This window comes from Nostoc sp., from assembly GCF_036917315.1.
Taxonomy (GTDB): Bacteria; Cyanobacteriota; Cyanobacteriia; order Cyanobacteriales; family Nostocaceae; genus Nostoc.
This window is the reverse complement of sequence record NZ_JBALDR010000029.1, coordinates 124554-146812: the sequence shown is the minus strand read 5'-3', so window position 1 is coordinate 146812 and position 22259 is coordinate 124554. Positions and strand designations below refer to the sequence as shown.

Annotated in this window: 15 protein-coding genes; 9 read left to right on the top strand and 6 right to left on the bottom strand. The window is 42.4% G+C overall.

Annotated features, from left to right (window positions below; all coding sequences use genetic code 11):
- Nucleotides 1–18: 18 nt before the first annotated feature.
- Nucleotides 19–2028 carry a hypothetical protein gene (locus V7K84_RS13210; protein WP_334838628.1) on the bottom strand — a complete coding sequence of 670 codons (2010 nt, stop codon included), beginning with the start codon at nt 2026–2028 and terminating at the stop codon, nt 19–21.
- A 667-nt stretch (nt 2029–2695) separates the two neighbouring features.
- On the opposite strand from V7K84_RS13210, the gene V7K84_RS13205 reads away from it, so the two are divergent.
- The 7 genes from V7K84_RS13205 (at nt 2696) to V7K84_RS13175 (ending at nt 10705) form a co-directional block, all read left to right on the top strand.
- Complete coding sequence (locus V7K84_RS13205; RefSeq protein ID WP_334838627.1) at nt 2696–4090, top strand: NADH:flavin oxidoreductase; 1395 nt, start codon at nt 2696–2698, stop codon at nt 4088–4090.
- Nucleotides 4091–4156: 66 nt separating this feature from the next.
- Nucleotides 4157–5623, top strand: a complete 1467-nt coding sequence (locus tag V7K84_RS13200) for a c-type cytochrome (RefSeq protein ID WP_334838626.1) — start codon at nt 4157–4159, stop codon at nt 5621–5623.
- Nucleotides 5624–5635: 12 nt separating this feature from the next.
- On the top strand, nt 5636–6046 hold the full coding sequence (locus V7K84_RS13195; RefSeq protein ID WP_334838625.1) for a hypothetical protein: 411 nt from the start codon (nt 5636–5638) through the stop codon (nt 6044–6046).
- A gap of 88 nt (nt 6047–6134) precedes the next feature.
- A complete protein-coding gene (locus V7K84_RS13190) occupies nt 6135–7568 on the top strand; it encodes a c-type cytochrome (RefSeq protein ID WP_334838624.1) in 1434 nt (477 codons plus the stop codon).
- 93 nt (nt 7569–7661) lie between these two features.
- A complete protein-coding gene (locus tag V7K84_RS13185; RefSeq protein WP_334838623.1) occupies nt 7662–9302 on the top strand; it encodes a lipoxygenase family protein in 1641 nt (546 codons plus the stop codon).
- A 29-nt stretch (nt 9303–9331) separates the two neighbouring features.
- Nucleotides 9332–9640, top strand: coding sequence for a putative quinol monooxygenase (locus V7K84_RS13180; protein ID WP_334838621.1), 309 nt, complete (start codon nt 9332–9334; stop codon nt 9638–9640).
- A gap of 12 nt (nt 9641–9652) precedes the next feature.
- Nucleotides 9653–10705: a saccharopine dehydrogenase family protein gene (locus tag V7K84_RS13175; protein WP_334838620.1), complete on the top strand. Its 1053-nt coding sequence runs from the start codon at nt 9653–9655 to the stop codon at nt 10703–10705.
- A gap of 247 nt (nt 10706–10952) precedes the next feature.
- On the opposite strand, the gene V7K84_RS13170 is transcribed toward V7K84_RS13175, so the two are convergent.
- Nucleotides 10953–12515 (bottom strand): cation:proton antiporter, encoded by a 1563-nt coding sequence (locus tag V7K84_RS13170; protein ID WP_334838618.1) that lies wholly within the window; start codon nt 12513–12515, stop codon nt 10953–10955.
- Nucleotides 12516–12652: 137 nt separating this feature from the next.
- On the opposite strand from V7K84_RS13170, the gene V7K84_RS13165 reads away from it, so the two are divergent.
- Together V7K84_RS13165 and V7K84_RS13160 are read left to right on the top strand one after the other, a co-directional pair.
- A complete protein-coding gene (locus V7K84_RS13165) occupies nt 12653–13654 on the top strand; it encodes a DUF389 domain-containing protein (RefSeq protein ID WP_334838616.1) in 1002 nt (333 codons plus the stop codon).
- A gap of 70 nt (nt 13655–13724) precedes the next feature.
- On the top strand, nt 13725–15278 hold the full coding sequence (locus V7K84_RS13160) for a cation:proton antiporter (RefSeq protein ID WP_334838614.1): 1554 nt from the start codon (nt 13725–13727) through the stop codon (nt 15276–15278).
- A 319-nt stretch (nt 15279–15597) separates the two neighbouring features.
- On the opposite strand, the gene V7K84_RS13155 is transcribed toward V7K84_RS13160, so the two are convergent.
- From V7K84_RS13155 to V7K84_RS13140, 4 genes are all read right to left on the bottom strand, one after another.
- The gene (locus tag V7K84_RS13155; RefSeq protein ID WP_334838613.1) at nt 15598–17232 is read right to left on the bottom strand and encodes an alpha-D-glucose phosphate-specific phosphoglucomutase; all 1635 of its coding nucleotides are present in this window, start codon (nt 17230–17232) and stop codon (nt 15598–15600) included.
- A 209-nt stretch (nt 17233–17441) separates the two neighbouring features.
- The gene (locus V7K84_RS13150; RefSeq protein ID WP_334838612.1) at nt 17442–17996 is read right to left on the bottom strand and encodes a DUF3124 domain-containing protein; all 555 of its coding nucleotides are present in this window, start codon (nt 17994–17996) and stop codon (nt 17442–17444) included.
- Nucleotides 17997–18064: 68 nt separating this feature from the next.
- On the bottom strand, nt 18065–18742 hold the full coding sequence (locus V7K84_RS13145; protein ID WP_094352965.1) for a potassium channel family protein: 678 nt from the start codon (nt 18740–18742) through the stop codon (nt 18065–18067).
- A 231-nt stretch (nt 18743–18973) separates the two neighbouring features.
- Complete coding sequence (locus tag V7K84_RS13140) at nt 18974–21979, bottom strand: MFS transporter (protein ID WP_334838610.1); 3006 nt, start codon at nt 21977–21979, stop codon at nt 18974–18976.
- Nucleotides 21980–22259 lie beyond the last annotated feature (280 nt).

Sequence of the window (22259 nt, the reverse complement as noted above, 5' to 3'; positions counted from 1 at the left end):
TTTACACGGGAGCTGTACTTAGAAAGTTTTCACGAACTCAATTAGGGCTTTCTTATCTTCATCTGGTAGATTTGAGCCAAAATAATGACCCTCATCTTCTACAAAGTCAGGAGATTTGTTGGCTCTTAAAAGCACACGTGCTAACTTACCCTTAATTCCACCGCCCGGTTTCAAATCTTGGAAAAGGCTGCCGAGATTGAGAGATGTAATCGCCTCTCTCATATTGATGCTTGCCAGCAAATTCACAGGTGTACCTTTAGGAACAGGAAGTTTAAATCTCGGATTCGGATCTCCTGGGGGAAGCTCTAATTTGGTATCTTTAGATGTCCTGCTGATAATTCCCTCACGCTTTTCAGGCCACAGCAGCTTTTCCATTGCATCCGTATAGGCTTCTACACGTCCTTTTACTGAAGGATCTTCGTTGTAAAGTCCTAGTGTATTGTTGTGAAGAAGTGGTGCTGTTGCCCAAATGCTCACTAGTGAAGGTGTACGGTAATAACCCAAACCGCCGTCAGGTATCTTGAATTCGATGGGTTTTTTCTCATCTAAAGGGTTGTACAGCGTCAAAGTACCTGGTGAAGGCAGTTCTTTGAACGTCTTCGACGAGAACTGATCCCAAATATGCCCCTTAGCGGCATTTGTCCCTAGCGATCGCGCCGCATTGGTTCCAATTAAAGTAACTGGATAACGCTGGTCATCAGACAAGAAGTTGTGGTCGAGAAAATTACTACTGAGTACAGACTCTTCGTACCATTTTTGAGCCTGTTCGGGGTCAGCAGCGATCGCAGCAGGAGGCTTTTTGCTGGAATGGCAACTAGCACAAGTGCTGGCAAAAACCAGCTTGCCACGTTTGAGAACTTCTTCATCTTTAGTCAAGAACTGTTCGCCATCTGGTGCATCTTTCAGGTGCATCGGCTTGATGGTTTTTAAGAATGCTTCAGCATCAGCCATACGTGCTTCTGTCTGTCTCCAGCCTTCGCACTCCTTCCGCGCCTTTTCGATATCAAAAGGTTTTTGGGGAGTTCTGCCTAATAAAGGCTCATGAAGACTGGTCCAGTAATCGCCGCACATCCCAATGTTGACGTAGACGCGTAGTGAGGCATTTGCCACTCCAGTAGAGTCCGCACCATCCTTGAGAATATGATTAACATCCTTGGTTGAACCATCGTTCATCACCTCTGGATATGTGGGGCGATCGCCTAAATTAAAAATGGAATTGATCGCATTCGGATTATTGATGTGATCGGTCGCAATCCGAGAAGTATCAGAAGTCCCCGGTCTTTGAGAATCGAGTACTTGCTTAACAAAACTATTTTCTCCAACGCTGGATGCAAATAATTTATTTTCCTTAATGTACTGATTACCCAATGCTGCTACAAGGTTTTCCCATTTTGGATGTTCTTTGTCTTTGGGTGGATTGAGGGGATCTAACGCTACGTGACAGATGGCGCAAGATTGGCCAATTACGTATGGAGGCTCAATTTGTGAGTTTTTGGCATATTCAACAGGGTTCCATTTAGCCGAGTCGAAGTTGGGGTTGGGGAACTTACGCAACCCAATTACGCCAGTTGAGAGCGGATCTTTACATTTATCTAGCAGCAATCCGTATTCATCTGGTGCTGTCGCCTTTTCACATCCAGGATCGTTAATTGCGCCATAACGTTGCAATCGCTCGTCATGCATACGCGAGTCAATCAGCTTTAGCAAGTCAACACCGCCATGTGTTCGCTTCGCTAAATCGCGATAGTACTTAGAATTACCGCCAGTCCATAAGTACCAAGTGCAACGACCCCGTTTCTCGGCATCTGTCAAATTCTCCTTTGTGTATTCTGGGAGATAACCGATACCCTCGCAGTTATCAGGGTATTCAGATACACCCGTATCTAAATACTCAGTACTTATGGACGTAGGTGTTTCACTATACTCATCAGCTAGAGCTGTAGGCGTTCCATAAAAGCCGCAGACTATAAACACAGTCACGAATAGGAGGAGCAGACAGCCCTTAAAAATTAGACTTGTCTTTTTCATAAAACTCTCTGGTTGTAACACCTAAACCTTTTCCATTGCACCTCACATTTGCAGAGGTACACTAATGCTCCATCACTAATTTCCCATTTTCCAGATTTAGTCTTGGGATATTTTGATGATTAATGTACCTTACTGAGGTTCGTTATATATGAAGTTACTACACAAATTTGTAAAACGTCATCAATAAACTTTTATACATTTCTAAATCAAAAAATTAAAAAATTATAAATTTACAATGGCGTTCAATAACCAATTTGCTATGGTTATATCCGTTACCTACGTGCCTAGTGATGTTTGTAACAAATTGTTAGAGGCTACTTTTAAGGTCGCCTTAACCTTTTAAGAGAAATACAAAGACGAAAATTGTCACTTTTTTTAAGAATTGCTGTGTAAATCCCATAGCTTTACAAACGGCAAAAGTCTTTATATAACTGTAAAAACCCATAAGGATAAATATCCATGCTGAAACTTGGTAGGTAAATTTAAGTAACAAAAACTTAATACTTAGCGATCGCATCCGAAAACCTCCATTGTAGATTTGTAGACATAAAAAACTACCCTCCCAGAGACACTAGAAATAATAGTTCTTTGGCGAGACTGTTAGTGCTACGAATAATTTTGACGCCTAATTTTATTGCCGAAATAATAGATAAAGACAGAAGAACACATGGAAAACGATATTATCTTTGAACCATTGAGATTCCGTAATCTCACAGTAAAAAATCGGATATTTCGCTCTAGTATTTCTGGCAGATGGGATAACTATGATGGTTCAGGTACTCAAGCCCGAATCAACTGGGAAGAAAAGTTTGCTCGTGGTGGTGTAGGAGCAATTATTAGTTCCTTTGTCCCAGTCGCCATTCGGGGACGAATTATGCCCAATTACGCCACCATTAACTGTGATGAGCGCATTCCTTTTTGGCGAAAAGTAGGAGAAAGAGTCCACGAATATGACTGTAAATTTATTTTGCAATTAAGTCATTCGGGGCGACAGCAAGATATTGGTGGTGTAGAAAACTTAGGAAAAAAAGCCTTAAGTTCCACTAGCCAAACAGAGCCATTCCACGGCTTTTTGTGTCAAGCGATGACATTAACAGAGATTAAAGAAACAATCCAATACTTCGCCGATGGTGCTAGACGTGCCCGTGAAGCAGGTTTGGACGGAGTAGAATTGCACAGTGCTAATGGATATCTTTTTAATCAATTTCTCAGTTCTGGAATTAACGACCGTCAAGATGAATATGGTGGTTCATTAGAGAATCGAGCGCGGTTTTTGCTAGATGTAATTAGAGCAATCCGCAAAGAAGTAGGCAACGACTTTCATTTGCAATTCAAAATTAGTGCCGTTGACTATAACAACGCCGTCACCTTTTGGGAAAAACCAGGTAATACCATAGAAGATTCTATTCAAGTTTGTCAATGGGCAGAAGAAGCTGGGGCTGATGCCGTCCATGTGTCAACTGGTAGCTTATTTCCTCACCCACTCAATCCCATTGGTGATTTTAATTTTGATGTCATTACCAGAACTTATGATGCCATGTTGTCAAGTGGTGTCGAAACCACACGCAACTACATTTTATTTCGCAAAGCATTTTTGCATCCAGTTTTCAACTTTTTATGGAATCGTGTGAAAAAGCAATTGCCTCCTCAAGCTTTTAGTGGTGATGATGTAAAAGACCCGAAAATCAAGCAGTTACTAATAGAAAACCAAGGCAGAAACTTACTAGATTCCAGAGAAATTAAAAAGCACGTTAATATTCCCGTATTATGTACAGGTGGTTTACAGCAAGCTTCTTATATTCGTCAGGCAATTAGCGATCGCTATTGTGATGGAGTGACAATGGCTCGTACCCTAATTGCTAATAATGACCTAGTTAAATCTTTTCAAGCAGGTAAAGACTTGGCAGATAAACCCTGTACTTATTGCAATAAATGTCTGCTAAATGTAATTGAAAATCCCTTGGCTTGTTACGAGCAGGATCGCTTCAATAGCTATGAAGAGATGATGGAAGAAGTAATGTCAGTCTTTCATGAAACTCAGTTTGCAAATTTATCTAGATAAAAAAGCGATGCGTATCACATCGACAATTTCGCTTAGAAATAATCTCGACAATATGGGGAGTGTTTCATGAGTGAACAAACAAACCCTACCCTACTTCCAACCTCAATCAAGGGAATCTTCCAGCGGATTTGGGTTGTAATTGTAGGTATTGTAGCAGTAGCAGTATTTTTCCTTTGGCCTGTTTTGTCCAACTCCCCAGTGGATTATGCTGATATTGAAAACCACTTTAAATATGGTTCAATCGGCAGCGAACCGGTCAATGGCATCCCTTACTGGATTTGGAAAGTTTTACCAGAATTGTTCCCAGATAAATTACCTGGAAAAGGTTATACTTCTCTGGGATTTATCAAAGAACCTGACAAAGATTTGCCTATAGGTTTTTCGCAACGCCGAGTCTTTATCGATAGAGTTGGGTTGAATTGTGCTGTATGTCATACAGGAACGCTGCGAAATACCCCTAATAGCGAACATCAAGTCATCACGACAATGCCTGCTAATGTGGTTAATTTGCAGGGATATATCAAATTTTTATCAGCAGTTGGTGTAGATGAGCGCTTTACTGCTAACCGGATGTTGCCAGAAATTGAAAAAATCAGTGGGGGTCTTAATCCCATTGAAAAATTACTTTATCGCTTCATTGCAATTCCTCAAACTAGAGATGCACTAATTAATCAGGCATCTCGACTTGATTTCGTTGAAAAACAACCAGATTGGGGCCCAGGAAGAGTAGATACTTTTAATCCTTATAAAGCAATTCAATTCCATTTCCCAATGGATAAATTGCGTGAGGATGAACTGATTGGTACTTCTGATTTTCCCTCCGTTTGGAATCAAAAACCCCGTGAGGGATTGCAGTTACATTGGGATGGTAATAATACTTCTGTTGATGAACGAAATAAGAGTGCGGCTTTAGGCGCTGGAGTCACACCCACAACAATCGATTTGCCTCGAATTCAGAGAGTTGCTGATTGGCTTTGGGAACTACCACCACCAAAATATCCCTACGAAGTTAACGAAGCGATCGCAGCGAAGGGAGAACAGCTTTTTGAAAGCAATTGTGCTAGTTGTCACGCTTTTGGTGGTGCATATACAGGCAAAGTTGTCGCAATTCAAGAAATTGGTACAGACCCTCATCGTCTTGACTCATATACCTACAAAACGATGTCTAACCAAAATACTCTGTATACAGGGTATCCGTGGCGCTTTAAGAATTTCCGTAAGACTGATGGCTATGCAAATATGCCCCTTGATGGTGTTTGGTTACGCGGCCCTTATTTGCACAATGGCTCAGTTCCCACCTTACGGGATTTACTAGAAACACCAGAAAATAGACCTAAAGAATTCTATCGTGGCTACGATGTGATTGACAGAACAAAAGTTGGTTTTGTATCTGATGTCGGCGTAGAAAACGGTAAGCAATACTTTAAGTTCGATACCACAAAACCTGGAAATAGTAACAGTGGTCATTTATATGGTACCGATCTTCCTACAGAAGATAAAGATGCACTAGTTGAGTACATGAAAAAGCTTTAAAAGGAGAGAAAAATGAATAATTACGCTAAATGGTTTAGTCGCGTTACTTGGGTTGGCATTATTGTTAATATGCTTTTTGTCATTCCCTCTTGCTTCTTTCCAGAATTAATGCTGACGTTCCTTCAAATGCATATACCAGTGCCAATTATCTGGGTTCGTGCTACGGGAATGCTGTTGTTTATTATTAGTGCATTTTATATTCCTGGGGCACTTGACCCGTACCGATATCAGGCAACCGCCTGGATATCAATATTTCCTTCAAGAGCTTTTGGCTCGACATTTTTCATTTGTGCAGTACTTTTCTTTGGGCAAGATAAAGGATTTTTATCCATTGCCTTTGTAGACCTGTTTTTTGGATTAGCGGAAGTAATTCTTCTGACACTAGCAATGCGTAGCAAAATGCAATCGCTACAATTCCAGTGAAGCAATTCTCCTAATTTTATCCCTAGTCTAGTGTAGATATATTTCTGCACTACAAACAGATTCTTCTGCAAAGGAGCAAAAGAGTGCCATGACAATACTCAAAGACAAAATAAGTAGGGTAATCACAAGCATTGTTTTAATTGCGATCCTTTTAGCTGGTGTAGTTGGGTATGTGGGATGGTACAACCTTTTTCGAGAGGTTCCCACATATTATGAATCGCCTGAAGAACACTTTAAATATGGTTCTATTGGCACAGAAGAAGCGCAAGGTGTTCCCTATTGGATTTGGCTGGTACTACCACGAATATTCCCTGATAAATTACCAGGATCAGGTGGTTATACTTCCTTGGGAATCACATGGGAAGAGGGTAAAGAAATGCCAGTTGGGTTTACGAAAAAAACCATTGGCTTCCCTCGCGTCGGTATAACTTGCGCTGTTTGCCATACTGCTACCTATAGAAAAACAGAGAAAGATAAACCCACAATTGTGGCCGCTGCTCCTGCTAATAAGTTTGATTCGCAAGGCTATTTACGATTTTTGAGCGCAACTGCTGGTGATGCCAGATTTACAGCAGATTATATCCTTGACGAAATCAAATATAATTACAACCTTTCCTGGTTAGAAAATTTACTTTATCGCTATGTGCTAATTCCTCAAACTAAGAAAGCACTGCTGCAACAAAAAGAAGACTATAGTTGGACAGATTCTCGTCCTAACTGGGGCCCTGGTCGAATTGATCCTTTTAATCCTGTAAAATTCAATACTTTAAAGTTGCCCAAAGATAACACTATTGGCAACTCTGATATGATGCCTCTTTGGAATCAAAAGATGCACAAAGGGTTTGCACTCCATTGGGATGGGTTAGAAACTTCACTAACAGAAACTGTTCAAACTGGAGCAATTGGTGACGGTGCAACCAAAAAATCACTTCCTGTAGCCGATTTACAACGAGTAGAAGATTTTATTCAAGAACTACCACCTCCTAAATATCCATTTGCGATTGATGAGCAAGTGGCTGCAAAAGGAAGTCAAATTTTTGCTAATACTTGTGCATCTTGTCACGCTTTTGGTGGTGAAAGAACGGGTACTGTTATCCCCGTGGATGAAGTGGGAACTGACCGCCATCGGTTAGATATGTGGACGCAAGAAGGAGCGGATACTTACAATCATTTTGGTGATGGCTACCCTTGGGACTTTAAGAACTTACGTAAAACTAATGGGTATGTATCTGTTTCTCTAGATGGATTATGGTTAAGAGCGCCATATTTACATAATGGTTCAGTCCCATCTCTACAAGATTTGTTAGAAAAACCAGAGAATCGTCCTCAAGTTTTCTATCGAGGATATGATGTCTACGACCCGAAAAAAGTTGGCTTTATTACTGAGGGAGATGAAGCCAAAGCTATAGGTTTTAAATACGATACGACGGTAACTGCTAATTCAAGTCAGGGACATATTTATGGCACTGATTTATCTGATGAGAATAAAAAAGCCTTGATTGAGTATCTAAAAACTCTGTAATGAAACTTGTTTGCTAAATCACATTAGCATTTAGCAACTTTCTGATGTCGATCGTTTACTACCAAACGCTAAAAAACTGAATTGGAGATAATTGTGAAACCATATTTACCACAAAAAGATCCTGATGTTAATGTCCGAATCAATTGGCTAGATAAAAATCGAGAAGAGTACAGATTTAATTACGATTATCTAGCTCCTTTACCAGTAATTGATAAAGTTCCTCATAAGGAAATATTCTCGGCGGAATATACTGCTAAACGTTTGGCAAGTATGGCAAGTCTTGCACCAAATATGCTAGCTGCTAAAGCCAGAAACTTCTTAGACCCATTGGATGAATTGGAAGAATATGAAGAACTTTTGTCACTCCTACCAAAACCCGATGTCATAAAAAATTACAAAACAGACTCTTGTTTTGCGGAACAGCGACTCTCTGGAGCGAACCCATTAGCTATCCAAAAAATTGATGTATTACCTGATAATTTTGCTGTTACAGATGCACATTTTCAGAAGGTTGCAGGTACAGAATTGACTTTGGAAAAGGCACTCAAGGAAGGCAAGCTGTATTTCTTAGATTATCCTTTGTTATCTGATATTAAAGGTGGTGTCTATGAGAATGTTAAAAAGTACCTTCCCAAGCCACAAGCTCTATTTTATTGGCAAAGTAATGATAGTTTTAATGGTGGTTCTCTAGTACCTGTTGCCATTCAGATTAATCATGACTCTGGTGCAAAAAGCGTGATTTATACACCAGATGATCCCCATTTAGATTGGTTTTTGGCAAAAACCTGCGTTCAAATTGCTGATGGCAACCATCAAGAATTGGGTAGTCATTTCGCCTATACTCATGCAGTTATGGCTCCGTTTGCGATTGTAACTGCGCGGCAACTAGCAGAAAATCATCCCATCGCTTTACTGTTAAAACCCCACTTCCGTTTTATGCTATTTGATAACGATTTGGGGCGCACTCAGTTTTTACAACCTGGAGGCCCAGTTGATGAGTTTATGGCAGGTTCATTGGCGGAGTCTCTTGGATTTGTAGCGAAGGTTTATGAAGAATGGAGTGTGGAAAAGTTTACCTTCCCTCGATTAATAAAAAGTCGTCGAACGGATGACCCAGAACTTTTACCGCACTTTCCTTTCCGGGACGATGGCATATTAATTTGGAATGCTGTCGAAAAGTTTGTGTATGAATATTTGCAACTCTATTACAAAACCTCACAGGATATCAGTGATGACTATGAGTTGCAAAATTGGGCTAGAGAATTAGTGGCTCAAGATGGTGGTAGAGTCAAGGGAATGCCAGCCAAGATTGAGACTCTAGAACAACTGATTGAAATCATTAGTGTGGTAGTATTCACTTGCGCTCCTCTACATTCTGCTTTGAATTTTTCTCAGTACGAATATATGGCTTTTGTACCCAATATGCCCTATGCAGCCTATCACCCAATTCCAGAAACTAAAGGTGTGGACTTGGAAACTATCATGAAGATACTTCCTCCCTTTAAACAAGCTGCCGACCAGGTGATGTGGACTGAGATTTTAACATCGTACCACTATGACAAATTGGGTTTTTATGATGAGGAGTTTGCCGATCCATTGGCGCAAGAAATTGTGGTGCAATTCCAACAGAATTTGCATGAAATAGAACGGCAAATAGACATTAGAAATCAAACTCGTCCCATACCTTACAACTACTTCAAGCCTTCGCAAATTATTAACAGCATTAATACTTGAATTAGTTTTAGTAAAAAAGAGGAATCAAAATGTCAAATCAGCAAGTAACTGTCACCGCTCGACTAAAAGTGAAACAAGGTTTGGAAGACAATTTTAAGCAGGAATTTCAACCTGTAATAGCTCTCACTCTTGCAGAAGAAGGTTGTATTAATTACGATTTGCACCAATCTGTTGACGACCCATCTTTGTTTCTGTTACATGAAAACTGGGTCAGCCAGGAAATTTTAGCTCAACACCTAGAGCAGCCGTATATTAAAGCTTTAGGGGAAAAATCAGGACAATTTTTAGTTGAACCACCTGAAGTCAGGTTATGGCAGCAGATTGCGAACAACTCCTAGCTGGTGATAATAATGACATCAAGGGTGTTATTGTATGGTGCAACTGGCTATGCTGGAAAACTCATTGCTGAATCTGCTAAAAATAACGGACTGGAATTAATTTTAGCTGGACGCAATCAAAGTTCACTAGCAATTGTAGCCAATGAATTAAGTTTGGACTTTCGGGTTTTTGGCTTAGACGATCCGCAAGCGATCGCTCGCTCTCTTGAAGATATAATTGCTGTCATCAATTGCTCCGGGCCTTTCTCCAAAACCTCAAAGCCACTTGTCGATGCCTGCCTCCAAACTAAAACTCATTATTTAGACATAGCTGGCGAAGTACCTGAATTTCAGGCGCTACAAGCACGAGATGCTGAGGCTAAAAGTGCAGGGATAATGCTTCTCCCTGGTGTGGGATTTGGAGTTGTTCCTACTGATTGTGTCGCTGCTTACCTCAAACAGAAGCTAGCAGTTGCAACGCGACTGATTTTAATCTACGAAACAGTGGGCGGTGTATCTCAGGGAACTGCAAATACGGTACTGCCAACTTTACATCATATCGGGGTAGTCCGAGAAGCAGGTAAGCTCATTCCATCTCGCCCAGCATCGAAAAGACGTAAAGTTGATTTTGGTTATGGGCCCGAGACAGCGGTAACAAACCCTTGGCGTGCTGATATTATCACTGCTTTCCAAAGTACGGGTATTCCCAATATTGAGGTTTATACCGTATTTCCTAATCCTGTGCGCTTCCTGATGGAGTCGAGCCAGTATTTGGGATGGTTATTTAACTCGTCTCTATTCCAAAGTGCTTTAGCAAGTCTAATTAAAACTCTACCCACTGGGCCAACGGCGGCAGAACGAGCCAAGGGGCAAGTTAGAGTAATTGGTATTGCTGAGGATGAAACTGGTCAACAAGTAACTGCAAAGCTCTTAGGGCCGGAAGCATACGATTTTACGGCATTAGCGGCCGTAGCAGTGAGCAAACGCGTGATTCAAGACGAAGTTAAGGTAGGATTCCAGACTCCTGCATCTGTATATGGGGCAGATTTTGTCCTTGAAATTCCGGGGGTTATCGGGTTCGACTAAAATTAGGACTGACGCAAAACTAATACCAATTCAATTGATGATTGCAACACATCCTTGGGTAAAGACGCGATGAATCGCGTCTCTACAAATGGTCTATGTGTTGCATTCTTTTTTCAAATTGGAACTATACGCGCTCTGGGGCAATTCATGGATTGCCCCTACCTGGAAATAATTCTTTTTGCCTATTGTTTGCGTTAGTCCTGTAAAGATATACCAGGAAACTGGGTTTTTAGGTTTGATATCTTCTTCAGTGAGATTGATTCTGCAAAACATCCTCAAGCATAGATGCTAATTCTTTATTTAAGCGACCAGATTTGACAAATTCTGCATAAGTATCTGCCTCAATTGCCAACAGTTCTCCTCGAAATTGTTCAGTCGTAAAGCTTTGAAGATTCGGATATTCACCCTGCATTTTGTCAATTTCCATCCGTAAATCTACAAGTTCGCCTTTGATTAGTGTCTCCTGGTAACGGCGAAATTCTGGGTCAAGACCGGGGCGTTGGTCTGCCTGGAGGTGTTCTAGAACGCGTTCTAAAGCTACATGACGGGCAACGAATTCTAAATATTGCTCGCGCAAGGGTGCATCACCAAGCAAATTGAGTTTTTCCAGTAAAGGTTTGATGGTCAATCCCTGAACAAGCAGAGTAAATAAAACTACTCCAAATACTGTTGCAATGATTTTTTCTCGCTCTGGCAGTGTCGTCGATACACTCAATGCCAGCGCAATGGAGACGGAACCGCGTAACCCACCCCACCAGAGGATAGCTTGGTCTGGTAAAGAAATGTCCAATTTGGTGATGCTAGTACTCAATTTGCTGAGAATGTAAATACCAACTGCCCGCATTACAATCATTGCTGCGACTGTCACCATTATGATTTGCAGATTTTCGCCTAAACTAGCAAAGCGTATTTGGTCGCCAATTAGCAAGAAGACAATCGAGTTAACAAAGAATGCCAGAAATTCCCAAAATTCGGAAACAATAATTCGGGTGCGGGGATTCATGCCGATACGAGAGCCAAAGTTGCCTAAAATCAAACCTGTGGTGACAACTCCAATTACTCCAGAACCGCCCAAGTCTTCAATAATCAGGTAAGTCCCATAAGCGGAAACTAAAGTTAAAGATTGTTCCACTAAGGGCAAATCGAAGCGCTGGGTAAGGTAAGAAATACCAAATCCGATAAAAGCTCCCACCGCTACACCGATGCCAACAACTGTAAATAACTGCAATAAAATTGGCTGGAATTCCAATTCTACAGTTCCCAAAGATAAGGCTACCAAAAAACCAAAGGCAACTACAGCCATGCCATCATTGAACAAGCTTTCGCCTTCCATTAAGGTGACGAGACGACTATCTACACCCAGTTCCCGAAACAAAGCGGTGACAGAAACAGGGTCAGTTGCAGATAGACTGGCTGCAATGAGTAAAGCTGTAGTTAGAGAAATACCAACAACTTGATTGAGAGCGATCGCTACCCCTGCGATCGCAATTACTACACCGAACACTGCATACAGGCAAATTGGCACTAAATCTCGCTTCAGTTCCACCCATTTCAAATTCCATGCAGCTTCAAATAGCAGCGGTGGTAAGAAAATGAACAAAATTAATTGGGGAGAAAGGGTTACTAAACGCACATCCACCAACGCCAAACCTAACCCGACAATCACCAGTAATAAGGTGTAAGGTATATGGCGAAACCAGGTAAATATCTGCGGTAGTGTCGCCACACCTAAAGACACTGAAAGTACCAACAGAAACTGCTTGAGATTATTTGTAATGACTTCCTCAGCGATCGCGGATTCAAGTACCATAGAGAAATTCCTGGTATTTGGTATAATTTTGCATTTATCATCATCTGATTATTTTCAGATGACACCAGCTTAATGTAAGACTTTAATCAGCAGAGATTGAATATTTTACAGTTAACCGAGTATTTAGGAGGAAGGTCTTGGGTAATAACATTCGAGACCGGTTTAAAAATTTCCGCCGTCGGGGTTCACAGCCGGAACAACTCCAACAGCTACAAACAGACTTGCTGGCAGAATCTACCTTAGACTCAGCTTACATAATTTTAATTATTAGCTCCTGTGCGATCGCTACTTTAGGTTTATTGTCCAACAGTACGGCCGTGATTATTGGCGCGATGATTATTGCCCCCCTAATGTTGCCGATTCGCGGTTTAGCTTTTGGTGCTTTGCAAGCAGATATTACTTTGTTTCGCAGGGGTGTAATTGCTGTAGTAGTGGGCACGATCCTAGCGGTAGCGATCGCCTTTACTCTAGGTTTGCTGGTGGGATTGCCCAGCTATGGTAGTGAAGTGTTAGCTCGATCGAGACCAACGCTGTTAGATTTGGGAATTGCGGTAGCGGCTGGTGGTATTAGTGGCTACGCGAAAGTTGAGACGAAAATCTCTGGTAGTTTAGCGGGAACTGCGATCGCTGTTGCCCTCATGCCTCCCATTTGTGTAATTGGGTTAGGCTTGGCACAAGGAAATTGGTCACTCAGTTTCGGGGCAACTCTACTTTATCTCACTAACCTGTTAGGTATTGCCCTCTCCTGTATGGTGACATTCTTGGTAGCGGGTTACACTTCAATGGCGCGGGCGCGTCAACCCCTAATTTGGACTATGGCTTTGACAGCTGTTCTCTTAATTCCCTTGGGAGTCAGCTTTGCCCGACTTGTACGACAAGCACAACTAGAAACCAGCTTACGACGGGCATTATTAAATAGAACTGTCACCTTTGGGCGATTGCAGTTGCTTAACAGTAATACTAATTGGTTAACAAATCCCCCAGAAGTCCGTTTGAGCGTCCGGGCAAGAGAACCTGTCACACCTCGGCAAGTAGAGTTATTAGAAGAATTTATTAAACGAGAGATGGGGCAACCATTCACTCTAATTTTTGAAGTTGGTCAAGTCGAGGAAATTAGAAGTTCTGAAACCACACGTTAAAGTTGCTAATTTGGCATGAATGAGGAGAGAATCTATCAGTCAAGTCAAACTAACTCTTTAAAACGCAATAGTGGATGTTACCGAATTAGTCAAAGTTTCAATTATTCTCTTGGTTGTGGCTACAGGTGTAGCTTTGCTGTCCCGGCGGTTGGGAATCCCTTATGTTACGGGTTTAGTATTAGCAGGTTTGCCCATCACTGAGTTATTGTCTCGTCGGATTGGTTTAAATCCAACCCTTGTTTTAAATCTTTTCTTGCCAATTCTCATCTTTGAAGCTGGTATTAATACAGATGTCAGCCGCCTACGCAGCACCTTTAAACCAATTGCCCTACTAGCTGGGCCAGGGGCTGTGATTTCCAGTGCGATTATTGCCGTCCTGTTGAAATTTGTCCTGGGACTGGATTGGATACCTGCATTATTTGTCGGAGTAATTCTGGCCAACACTGATACTGTTTCCATGATTGCTGTATTTAAGGATATACCAGTACCCTCCCGGCTTTCCACCATCGTTGAAGGAGAAACCCTATTCAATGACGCTGCTGCCCTAGTTTCCTTCAACTTGATCGTGCAAGTATATTCAACAGGCTCACTCACATTTGTAGAGGGAATCCAACAACTGCTATTTATCTCTGTAGGAGGCTGCGTTGTGGGGTTAGTCTTGGGCTACTTGAGTATACCTGTATTCGCCCGTTTAGATGATGCTCTTAGCAGTCTTTTGCTGACAGTCGCAGTTGCATTAGGAACTTTTCAGGTTGGGCAATTTTTGGGTGTATCAGGCCCTGTGGCCGTAGTTGTTGCTGGATTGATTTTTGGAAATTTAGGTCTTTCTCGCAATACTTCTGCTTCTAGCCGCATCACCTTGTTAAGTTTCTGGGAATATGCCAGTTTCACTGTCAACACCTTTATTTTTCTGTTAATTGGTGTAGAAATAAATCTGGTAACACTCTGGAAAACTTTACCTGCAATTCTACTTGCAGTTTTGGCTTATCAAATCGGGCGAGTTCTTACAGTCTATCCATTGCTAGCAGTAGTTCGTTTGATTGACCGTCCAATTCCGCTGCGCTGGCAACATTTACTGTTTTTAGGCAACATCAAAGGTTCACTCTCAATGGCTCTGGCATTAAGTTTACCTACAACACTGCCAGGGCGAGAAGTTTTGATAGCTATAGTCTTCGGCTGTGTGCTGGTGTCGTTAGTGGGACAGGGTTTAAGTTTGCCTTGGGTGGTTAAACGCTTAAAGTTATCTAAATTTTCCGAAGTTCAACAACAGGTTGAAGAATTGCAAGCTCAGTTGATGACGGGTAAGGCGGCACAAGATGAATTAGATAGCCTATTGAAATCAGGGGTATTACCAAAAGCCGTTTATGAAGAGATGCGTTCAGCTTATCAGGTACGAATTGCCGGTGCAGAAAAAACACTGCGGGAACTATATAATCGTCGCCCTGATGAGGTGGAAGGTGGAAGTGGCAAGAGCAGTAAGCTTGAAGCTATTCGTCGACGTTTACTCTTGGCAGAAAAAGGAGCGCTCAATGAGGCAATGCGGAAGCGAATTCTCTCAGAAGAAATTGTGCGCGGGCGGATACAAACTCTCGATGAACAATTACTGAAATTAGAAGATGATTAAGGATATCGGGATTGGGCATGGGGCATAGTCTGGGCTTTATCAATGAACCTTTGAACTTCGTTATTCTGAAGAGGTGACAAAGAAGGTGAAGCAGAGATAATAGAGGATTGTGACCGTTTTCAGGTAAAAAAAGATCGGTCAGAGTAAGAACTTTAGTCGTTACTTTCTAAGCACTAAAATTCTTACTACAAACCTCAAAACTAGCTTATACCAATTAAATTAATGATTGCAACACATCCTTGGGCAAAGACGCGATTCATCGCGTCTCTACAAAGGGTTTATTTGTCGCATTTTTTTTCAAGTTGGTATTAACAAAGTGCTAGGTGATTACAGTTGGCTGTTCCCGTCCTGTCAGTTCGCGAATCTGGACTATCTCCTGAGCAATAGCGATCAAAGAAGCAAGTGCTTGCTGTGGCTCAAGGTCATGTTTGGCGGGATCTGGCTCGTAGCTTTCTAGATAAACTCTTAGGGTTGCACCTTGAGTACCTGTGCCAGAAAGTCGCACGACAATGCGGGAGCCATCGGTAAAGCCAATGCGAACCCCCTGTTGATGGCTAATGCTACCATCAACAGGGTCGGTATAACTAAAGTCATCACTGTATTCAACTTGATAGTTACCGAATTGCTTGCCTTTAAGATTTGGCAATAAGGAACGCAGTCTTTCTATTAAAGTGTTGGCTGGACCTGTCTCTATCTCTTCATAGTCATGGCGAGAGTAATAATTGCGTCCATAGGTTTGCCAGTGTTCCCGGACAATCTGCTCAACAGATTGTTGCCGGACTGCTAGGATATTCAGCCAAAACAGGACAGCCCATAGCCCATCTTTTTCACGGATATGGTTAGAGCCGGTACCAAAACTTTCTTCACCGCACAGAGTTGCTTTCCCCGCGTCTAAGAGATTGCCGAAAAACTTCCACCCAGTAGGTGTTTCATAAGATTCAATCCCAATCTGAGCAGCAACTCGATCTACTGCTTGGCTAGTAGGCATCGATCGCGCTACCCCGGCTAAACCTGCACTATAACCAGGGACTAGCTTGGCGTTTGCGGCTAACACTGCGAGGCTATCGCTAGGGGTGACAAAGAACTTACGCCCTAAGATCATATTGCGATCGCCATCTCCATCAAAAGCTGCCCCAAAGTCGGGCGCATTCTCTCCGTACAAAATATCCACCAAATCATGGGCATAAACCAGATTTGGGTCAGGGTGGCCGCCGCCAAAGTCTTCTAGGGGTGTACCATTTTGCACAGTTCCCACTGGTGCGCCTAAACGTTGCTCGAAAATAGCATGGGCATAAGGGCCAGCCACCGCATGTAAGGCATCGATGCTGAACCGAAAATTTCCTTTTGTCAACAGTTGGTGAATCCGTTCAAAATCAAACAGGGACTCCATTAACTCTTGATAATCATGTACGGAGTCAATCACCTCAACTACCGTCTCTCCTAAATGTGACTCACCCAAAGTTTCTAAATCTACATCTGATGCTTCCAGAATTTGGTAGCTATCAATCACTTTACTGCGATCGTACATAGCCTCTGTCACCTTTTCCGGCGCTGGGCCGCCGTTGTTAATGTTATATTTCACGCCAAAGTCACCATTTGGCCCGCCCGGATTATGGCTAGCAGACAAGATGATGCCACCAATAGCCTCGTACTTGCGAATAATCGCGGAAGTGGCAGGAGTAGACAAAATCCCCCGTTGGCCAACTTTAATCCGCCCAATTCCATTGGCCGCAGCCATTTTCAAAATGATTTGAATGGCTTGGCGATTGTAATAACGACCATCACCACCCAGGACTATGGTTTGTCCCTGCAAGTCCCCTACAGAATCGAAGATGGATTGGACAAAATTTTCCAGGTAGTGGGGCTGCTGAAAAACCTTAACTGCTTTCCGCAGCCCAGAAGTACCAGGCTTTTGGTCGCTGAAGGGAGTAGTAGAGACTTTATGGATGTTCATAGATTTAACAAGGCATTTTTCTTTTACAGCTTTACATAAGTTCGTTACAAAAAAAAAATTGCTAAGTATTATCTATCTATTGGCTACTAACTCCCTTGTTCTCCAATTCCCGATAGCGCCGCATCACACAGCCCCTTTTACCATACTCAGTGCTGAATGCTGACTCCTGACTCCTGAATTCTGTTCGATAAATTAGCTTTTGAAAATTTCTATTTTAAAGGCGATCGCTTATCGTTATTTTGACTTTTAATTACTCTACCAGGACTGATAAAAGAAATTCCTTGTTGAAAATCAGTGCCAATCATGACTGCCTCTACTATCGGTTCGGATATTTCTGTTTGGGCTACCCACTCGACAATAAAGTTTGCGCCTAAACCTCCACTGGTGTCATTTCTATTGATAAAAAAATCTGTCGAAGCTAGCGCATCAAGTTGAATAGGGCGCTCTAAATACTGTTTAACTAGTTTCCCTTCTGAGTTATAGTAGCGCACAGAAGTAACAATAATCGGATTGGTCAAATCTGTATTCCGAATACTAAGCGTAGCTGCTAACTCAAAAACCTCTTGGCGATTGTGATGATAGATATGAGAGTAGACCGGAACATAAATAGTTTGACCGCTGGCTATCTTAAAATTCTGATCCAGTGTCACTGTTTTTTGCAATGGGGTTGCTGGAATGGCATTGGGTTGTGACTTGGGTGTTGATTCACAAGATGCAAGAATAATAACAGCGATCGCTAAATAAATATATCTATACAGCTTCATCAAAACTCACCAATTTTTTATATGTGTAGCTAACCCTACCTAATAAACAGTTTAGGTAGGAACTGCGCTCAACATCTTTGTTCAATAAAATCAATGACTTGATGTAAGCATCTTGGTTTAGTCACAATCAGCACAGTTGAATGAGGTTCCAGTATTGTACTGCCGTTAGGAATCATCAAATCTTCGTGGGGATGAGATTGATAGCCAATAATTAGCGAACCAGTGGGGAATTGGGGATCTTGAGCAATTTCGGCAACGCTACGACCGGCAACATAGCAATTGTTGGGGATGGAAAGTTTCAGAACTTCAATCTGTCCCTGCTCAAAATGCATCATTGATTCCACTTGGGGATACTCAATGGCGTTCACCATTGTTGAAACTGATAGTTCAACAGTACTGATAATATGGTTTGCTCCAGCTATCCGCAGTGGTTCGGCAAAATCGGGGTGGCGCATCCGGCTCAAAATATGGGTGACGCCGTAGTGTTTAGCAAGAGTTACCATTGCCAAGTTTAAGGCATCACTTCTGAGGACTGCTGCCAAGGAACCGGCTTTGCGAATCCCCGCTTCTAACAATACTTCTGTACTCACAGCGCTGCCTTCAAAAGCCATTGCTCCTACTTGTTCGCGGGCGTAGCGGCAAGCGATAGGGTCAATGTCAATTACAGCAACAGTATGTCCTAGTTCTACCAGTTTTTGCGCTAAACTTAGCCCCACTAAGCCTGCTCCACCAATGAGTACGTACATGATTCCTGATATTCTTTGAATTTTTACTTCAGTTTACAGGTTAACAAATAGTCATTGGTCATTTGTCATTGGTCATTTGTCATTTGTCACTTGTACTGAGTTTCGGCTGCGCTCAACTACCGCGTTCGCGTAGCGTCTCGTAGAGAAGCCGTTGGCGCAGCCTCTCCAAGAGTTGTATTTGTCATTAGTTATTGGGCATTAATTCTACTTTTACAGCGATTGGAGGTTTTTTCAATTGTAATTTTTGAATTGGTATTTTTCGAGTAACTCTTTAACTTGAGCGGAGACTAAAGGATGTGGATCTTTTTGTAACTGGGGGAGGATTTGCAGGAGAACGCGATATGAAACCATATTTAAATATGCGATCGCAGCTTCTCTAACAAAGCCGGTGGGATGACGTAAGCTCACTAAAATCTCAGAGCTGGTTAGTCGGATGCGTGTAACTTGAGCATAATGGAAACAGCAAGCTAGACACCAGTCAGAAAGGAAATTACCTAACATCAGCAATCTGTGGAGGCGATCGCTAACTATCATGTTCTCATATTCTACAATCTTGGCTTCGACAAGATATTGTAATTTTTCTGTCTGTGGTCGGTTGTCTAAAATATTCAGCAATAAAGACTTTGAAGACAAAGTGACGGTATGCTCTAAGATTTCTAACCCCCGCGCTAAGTTTACCACTGAGAGCGATCGCAGATTGAATGCTGCTGCCTGCATCTTTTCTGGCGAGTAAAGCAATTTCAGTAATAGTAGCAGCCGCTCTTTCACATCCAATTCCAATTCTAGAAGGGCGCGTTGCAATAATTCAGAGACAATCACAATCCTCTCATTGGGTTGATGATTTTCTTTTTGGTCTAGTGTTTGGAAGTCGATATATGCAGCGTAAATTTCACCTAAAAATTTTAATTCCTGCTTAATTAAATTTTCTACCCGACTTTCATAAAATCGATCTACTAAACCTTTAATTCCTGGTTGTTTGTGGATTTTTAGTAAGCTGCGGAGAATATGATCCCTAGTAGTACCCCAGGATATTTCCAAGTTTTCCCATAAAGTCTCCAATGCTTGCTGGGTACCGACTTGAGCAATGGTACGCCAAGCATACATCCGCACTACTTCTGGTTTGTAAATATTGGTAGCCAACCGCAACAGCATTTCTAAAGCTTCATTTTCTAGTCGTACTAGGGCTGACATGGCTGTACTGCGGGTTGATTTGTAATAAAGTGCTGCAATCAGTGCCGAATAGTACTCTTCTAAATGGGTGGCTGAAATCATTTCTAATACGGCACAGCGCACCCGTAACGACTCATCTTGTAATAAATTCGGGATATGAATCCGCAATGCCTGCAAATAAACTGCTTCTCTCAGCGCTCTAACTCCATTCACCCGTTCCCGTTCTTGCTTATGAGTCAGCATCCGGCGCATGGTTTGAGTAGCTACTACCTTTTGCATGGGCGTTCCCTGGCGTAAGACTAAAGCGGCAGCGGTAGCGCGGATGAGTGAGTTTTGCCGGGGGTTCAGGTATTCTTCTAAAAGGCTTAAATTGGGGTTTGGTTCAGCCAGCCAAACGTAGCGCAGCGCTAAAGCAAAAACTTCGGGGTTCGTTTCTTGGGATTCTTCTAACAAAGGACGGATGGCGGCTAAATAAACCGGATTTACACCTCCCGTCAGCATCACTTCTAAACTTTGGCGCTGCAAATCTGGGGTTAACTTCACTAGTAGCGGAGCTAAAACTTCCGCCGCTCCTTGGGAATCAATTTGGGCTAAAAGTTCAATGCAAGAGCGTTTATCAGCCTCACTGCCTTTTTCTGCTAAAGCTTTGACTACACCCTGTTTGAAAAATCGCAAGCCGACATTGCTTGCACTCAAGTGACCCCGCGCCACACTCAAGACTAACAGTTCCACATAGCGCGATCGCAATTCCCAAACTACTGTTAAACAGGTGCCAGTTATTAGCATGGTTTCTGCTACCAACACCCATTTTTGTAGTGGTTCGGGTACAAACCGCCCACAAAACAAGATAGTCACAAAAATTAGCGCTCCTGTCAAACCTGTAGCGATCGCTTCGGCAGTTCCACCAGATAAAGTCTGCATCCGGCTGCGAATTGCCTCTGGAATCGGTTGGTACAGGATGGGGCCGCTACTCATCACAAAGGTGTAGCGCAGAAGTTCATCAAAGAATTTGACAATTATCAAACCCCAAAAAAAGCTTTGCGATTGCATGGCTGGAATTAAATGCAGTAATACCAGCACTCCTGGGAGTGAAAAGCCGACGGTAATTGGTAAAAGCGTCGCAGTGAAAAATACCCCCATGCGTTCGATAAGTCTGCTGGAAAAAAACCACTGCAACAACAACTCACACAGTCCCAACATCCCACCAAAAAGACCCAAAAAGCTCGCAAGTTCTCGGTCGCTCAAATTGGATTGAAGTTCGCGCAGATACTGAAAATCTATTAACAACCCAATAACTTGCAACAGCCCCACAAAAGCAAACAACTGCCAGACATACCGCTTCAGCGGACTTTTAATGAAACGCTCCCGTGAAGCTTGTTGTTCGGGAACTAGTCTTTGTGGGGTTTCAGGGAAAGCTGCTCGATAGTGATGAGTTAAATAGAATAGAATCCCCGATCCTAATAAAATCACGATACAGGCGATCAGGATGATCTTATTCAGCGTGGTGTATTGCACTAGCCAAGGCAAACTAAAGCCACTGATCACATCTGCTACCAAAAGCCCACTACTCACCAGTGGGTAAGTCCGTTTAATCTCCCGAATATTAAATATTTGGTTGGCGACAATAGAAGTGTTGAGGTCATTGACCACATAAAGTGCATCTACCCACAGCCGCAGCAGAAATGCCGAAATCACTGCCAGGTAGGAAAAATGATATCCCCAACGTAATACAACTAATAAAACTAATGGCATCAACATGCAAGGTGCGATCGCCACAATTACCCGACGTAAGGGAAAAATCTTTTGCAGCCAAGAGTATAAAAAAACCAGTCCGGCACTCATTGCCGCACTAGCAATATACATCCACGGCAGTAGATGAGTTCCATATTCATCCAAAAACAGCGCCACCGTACTGTCTTCTGCCCACCGCAATCCTACACATACGATTGTGTAAAAAAGAAACATTATCTGGGTTCGTTCGCTCTCCTCTGGTCGGAGATTCACCCACTGTAGTAGTCGTGGTAAAGCAACTTTATTTGCAGCCAACCAGTGATTTTTCAATTCCATGCAGTTTTATTTTCTGGTAGTATCACCGCGCAATGGGGAGGCAGGGGAGCAGGGGGGCAGAGGGGCAGGGGGAAAGAAATATACCTTCCTTGCTTGCTCTCCTTGTCCCCTTGTCCTCCTAACTCCCTTGTCTCTCCATTCCTTGGGAATAGCAAAAGTCCTGAGCAACTGAGTATTATGTTTCCCATTCAGCGTTCAGGACTATCGATTTTAGATAAATTTAAACGCTTTCGTAGGAGTGCATAGCTAACTGTGCGCTTAGAGGTTGTTTGAAAAGTGG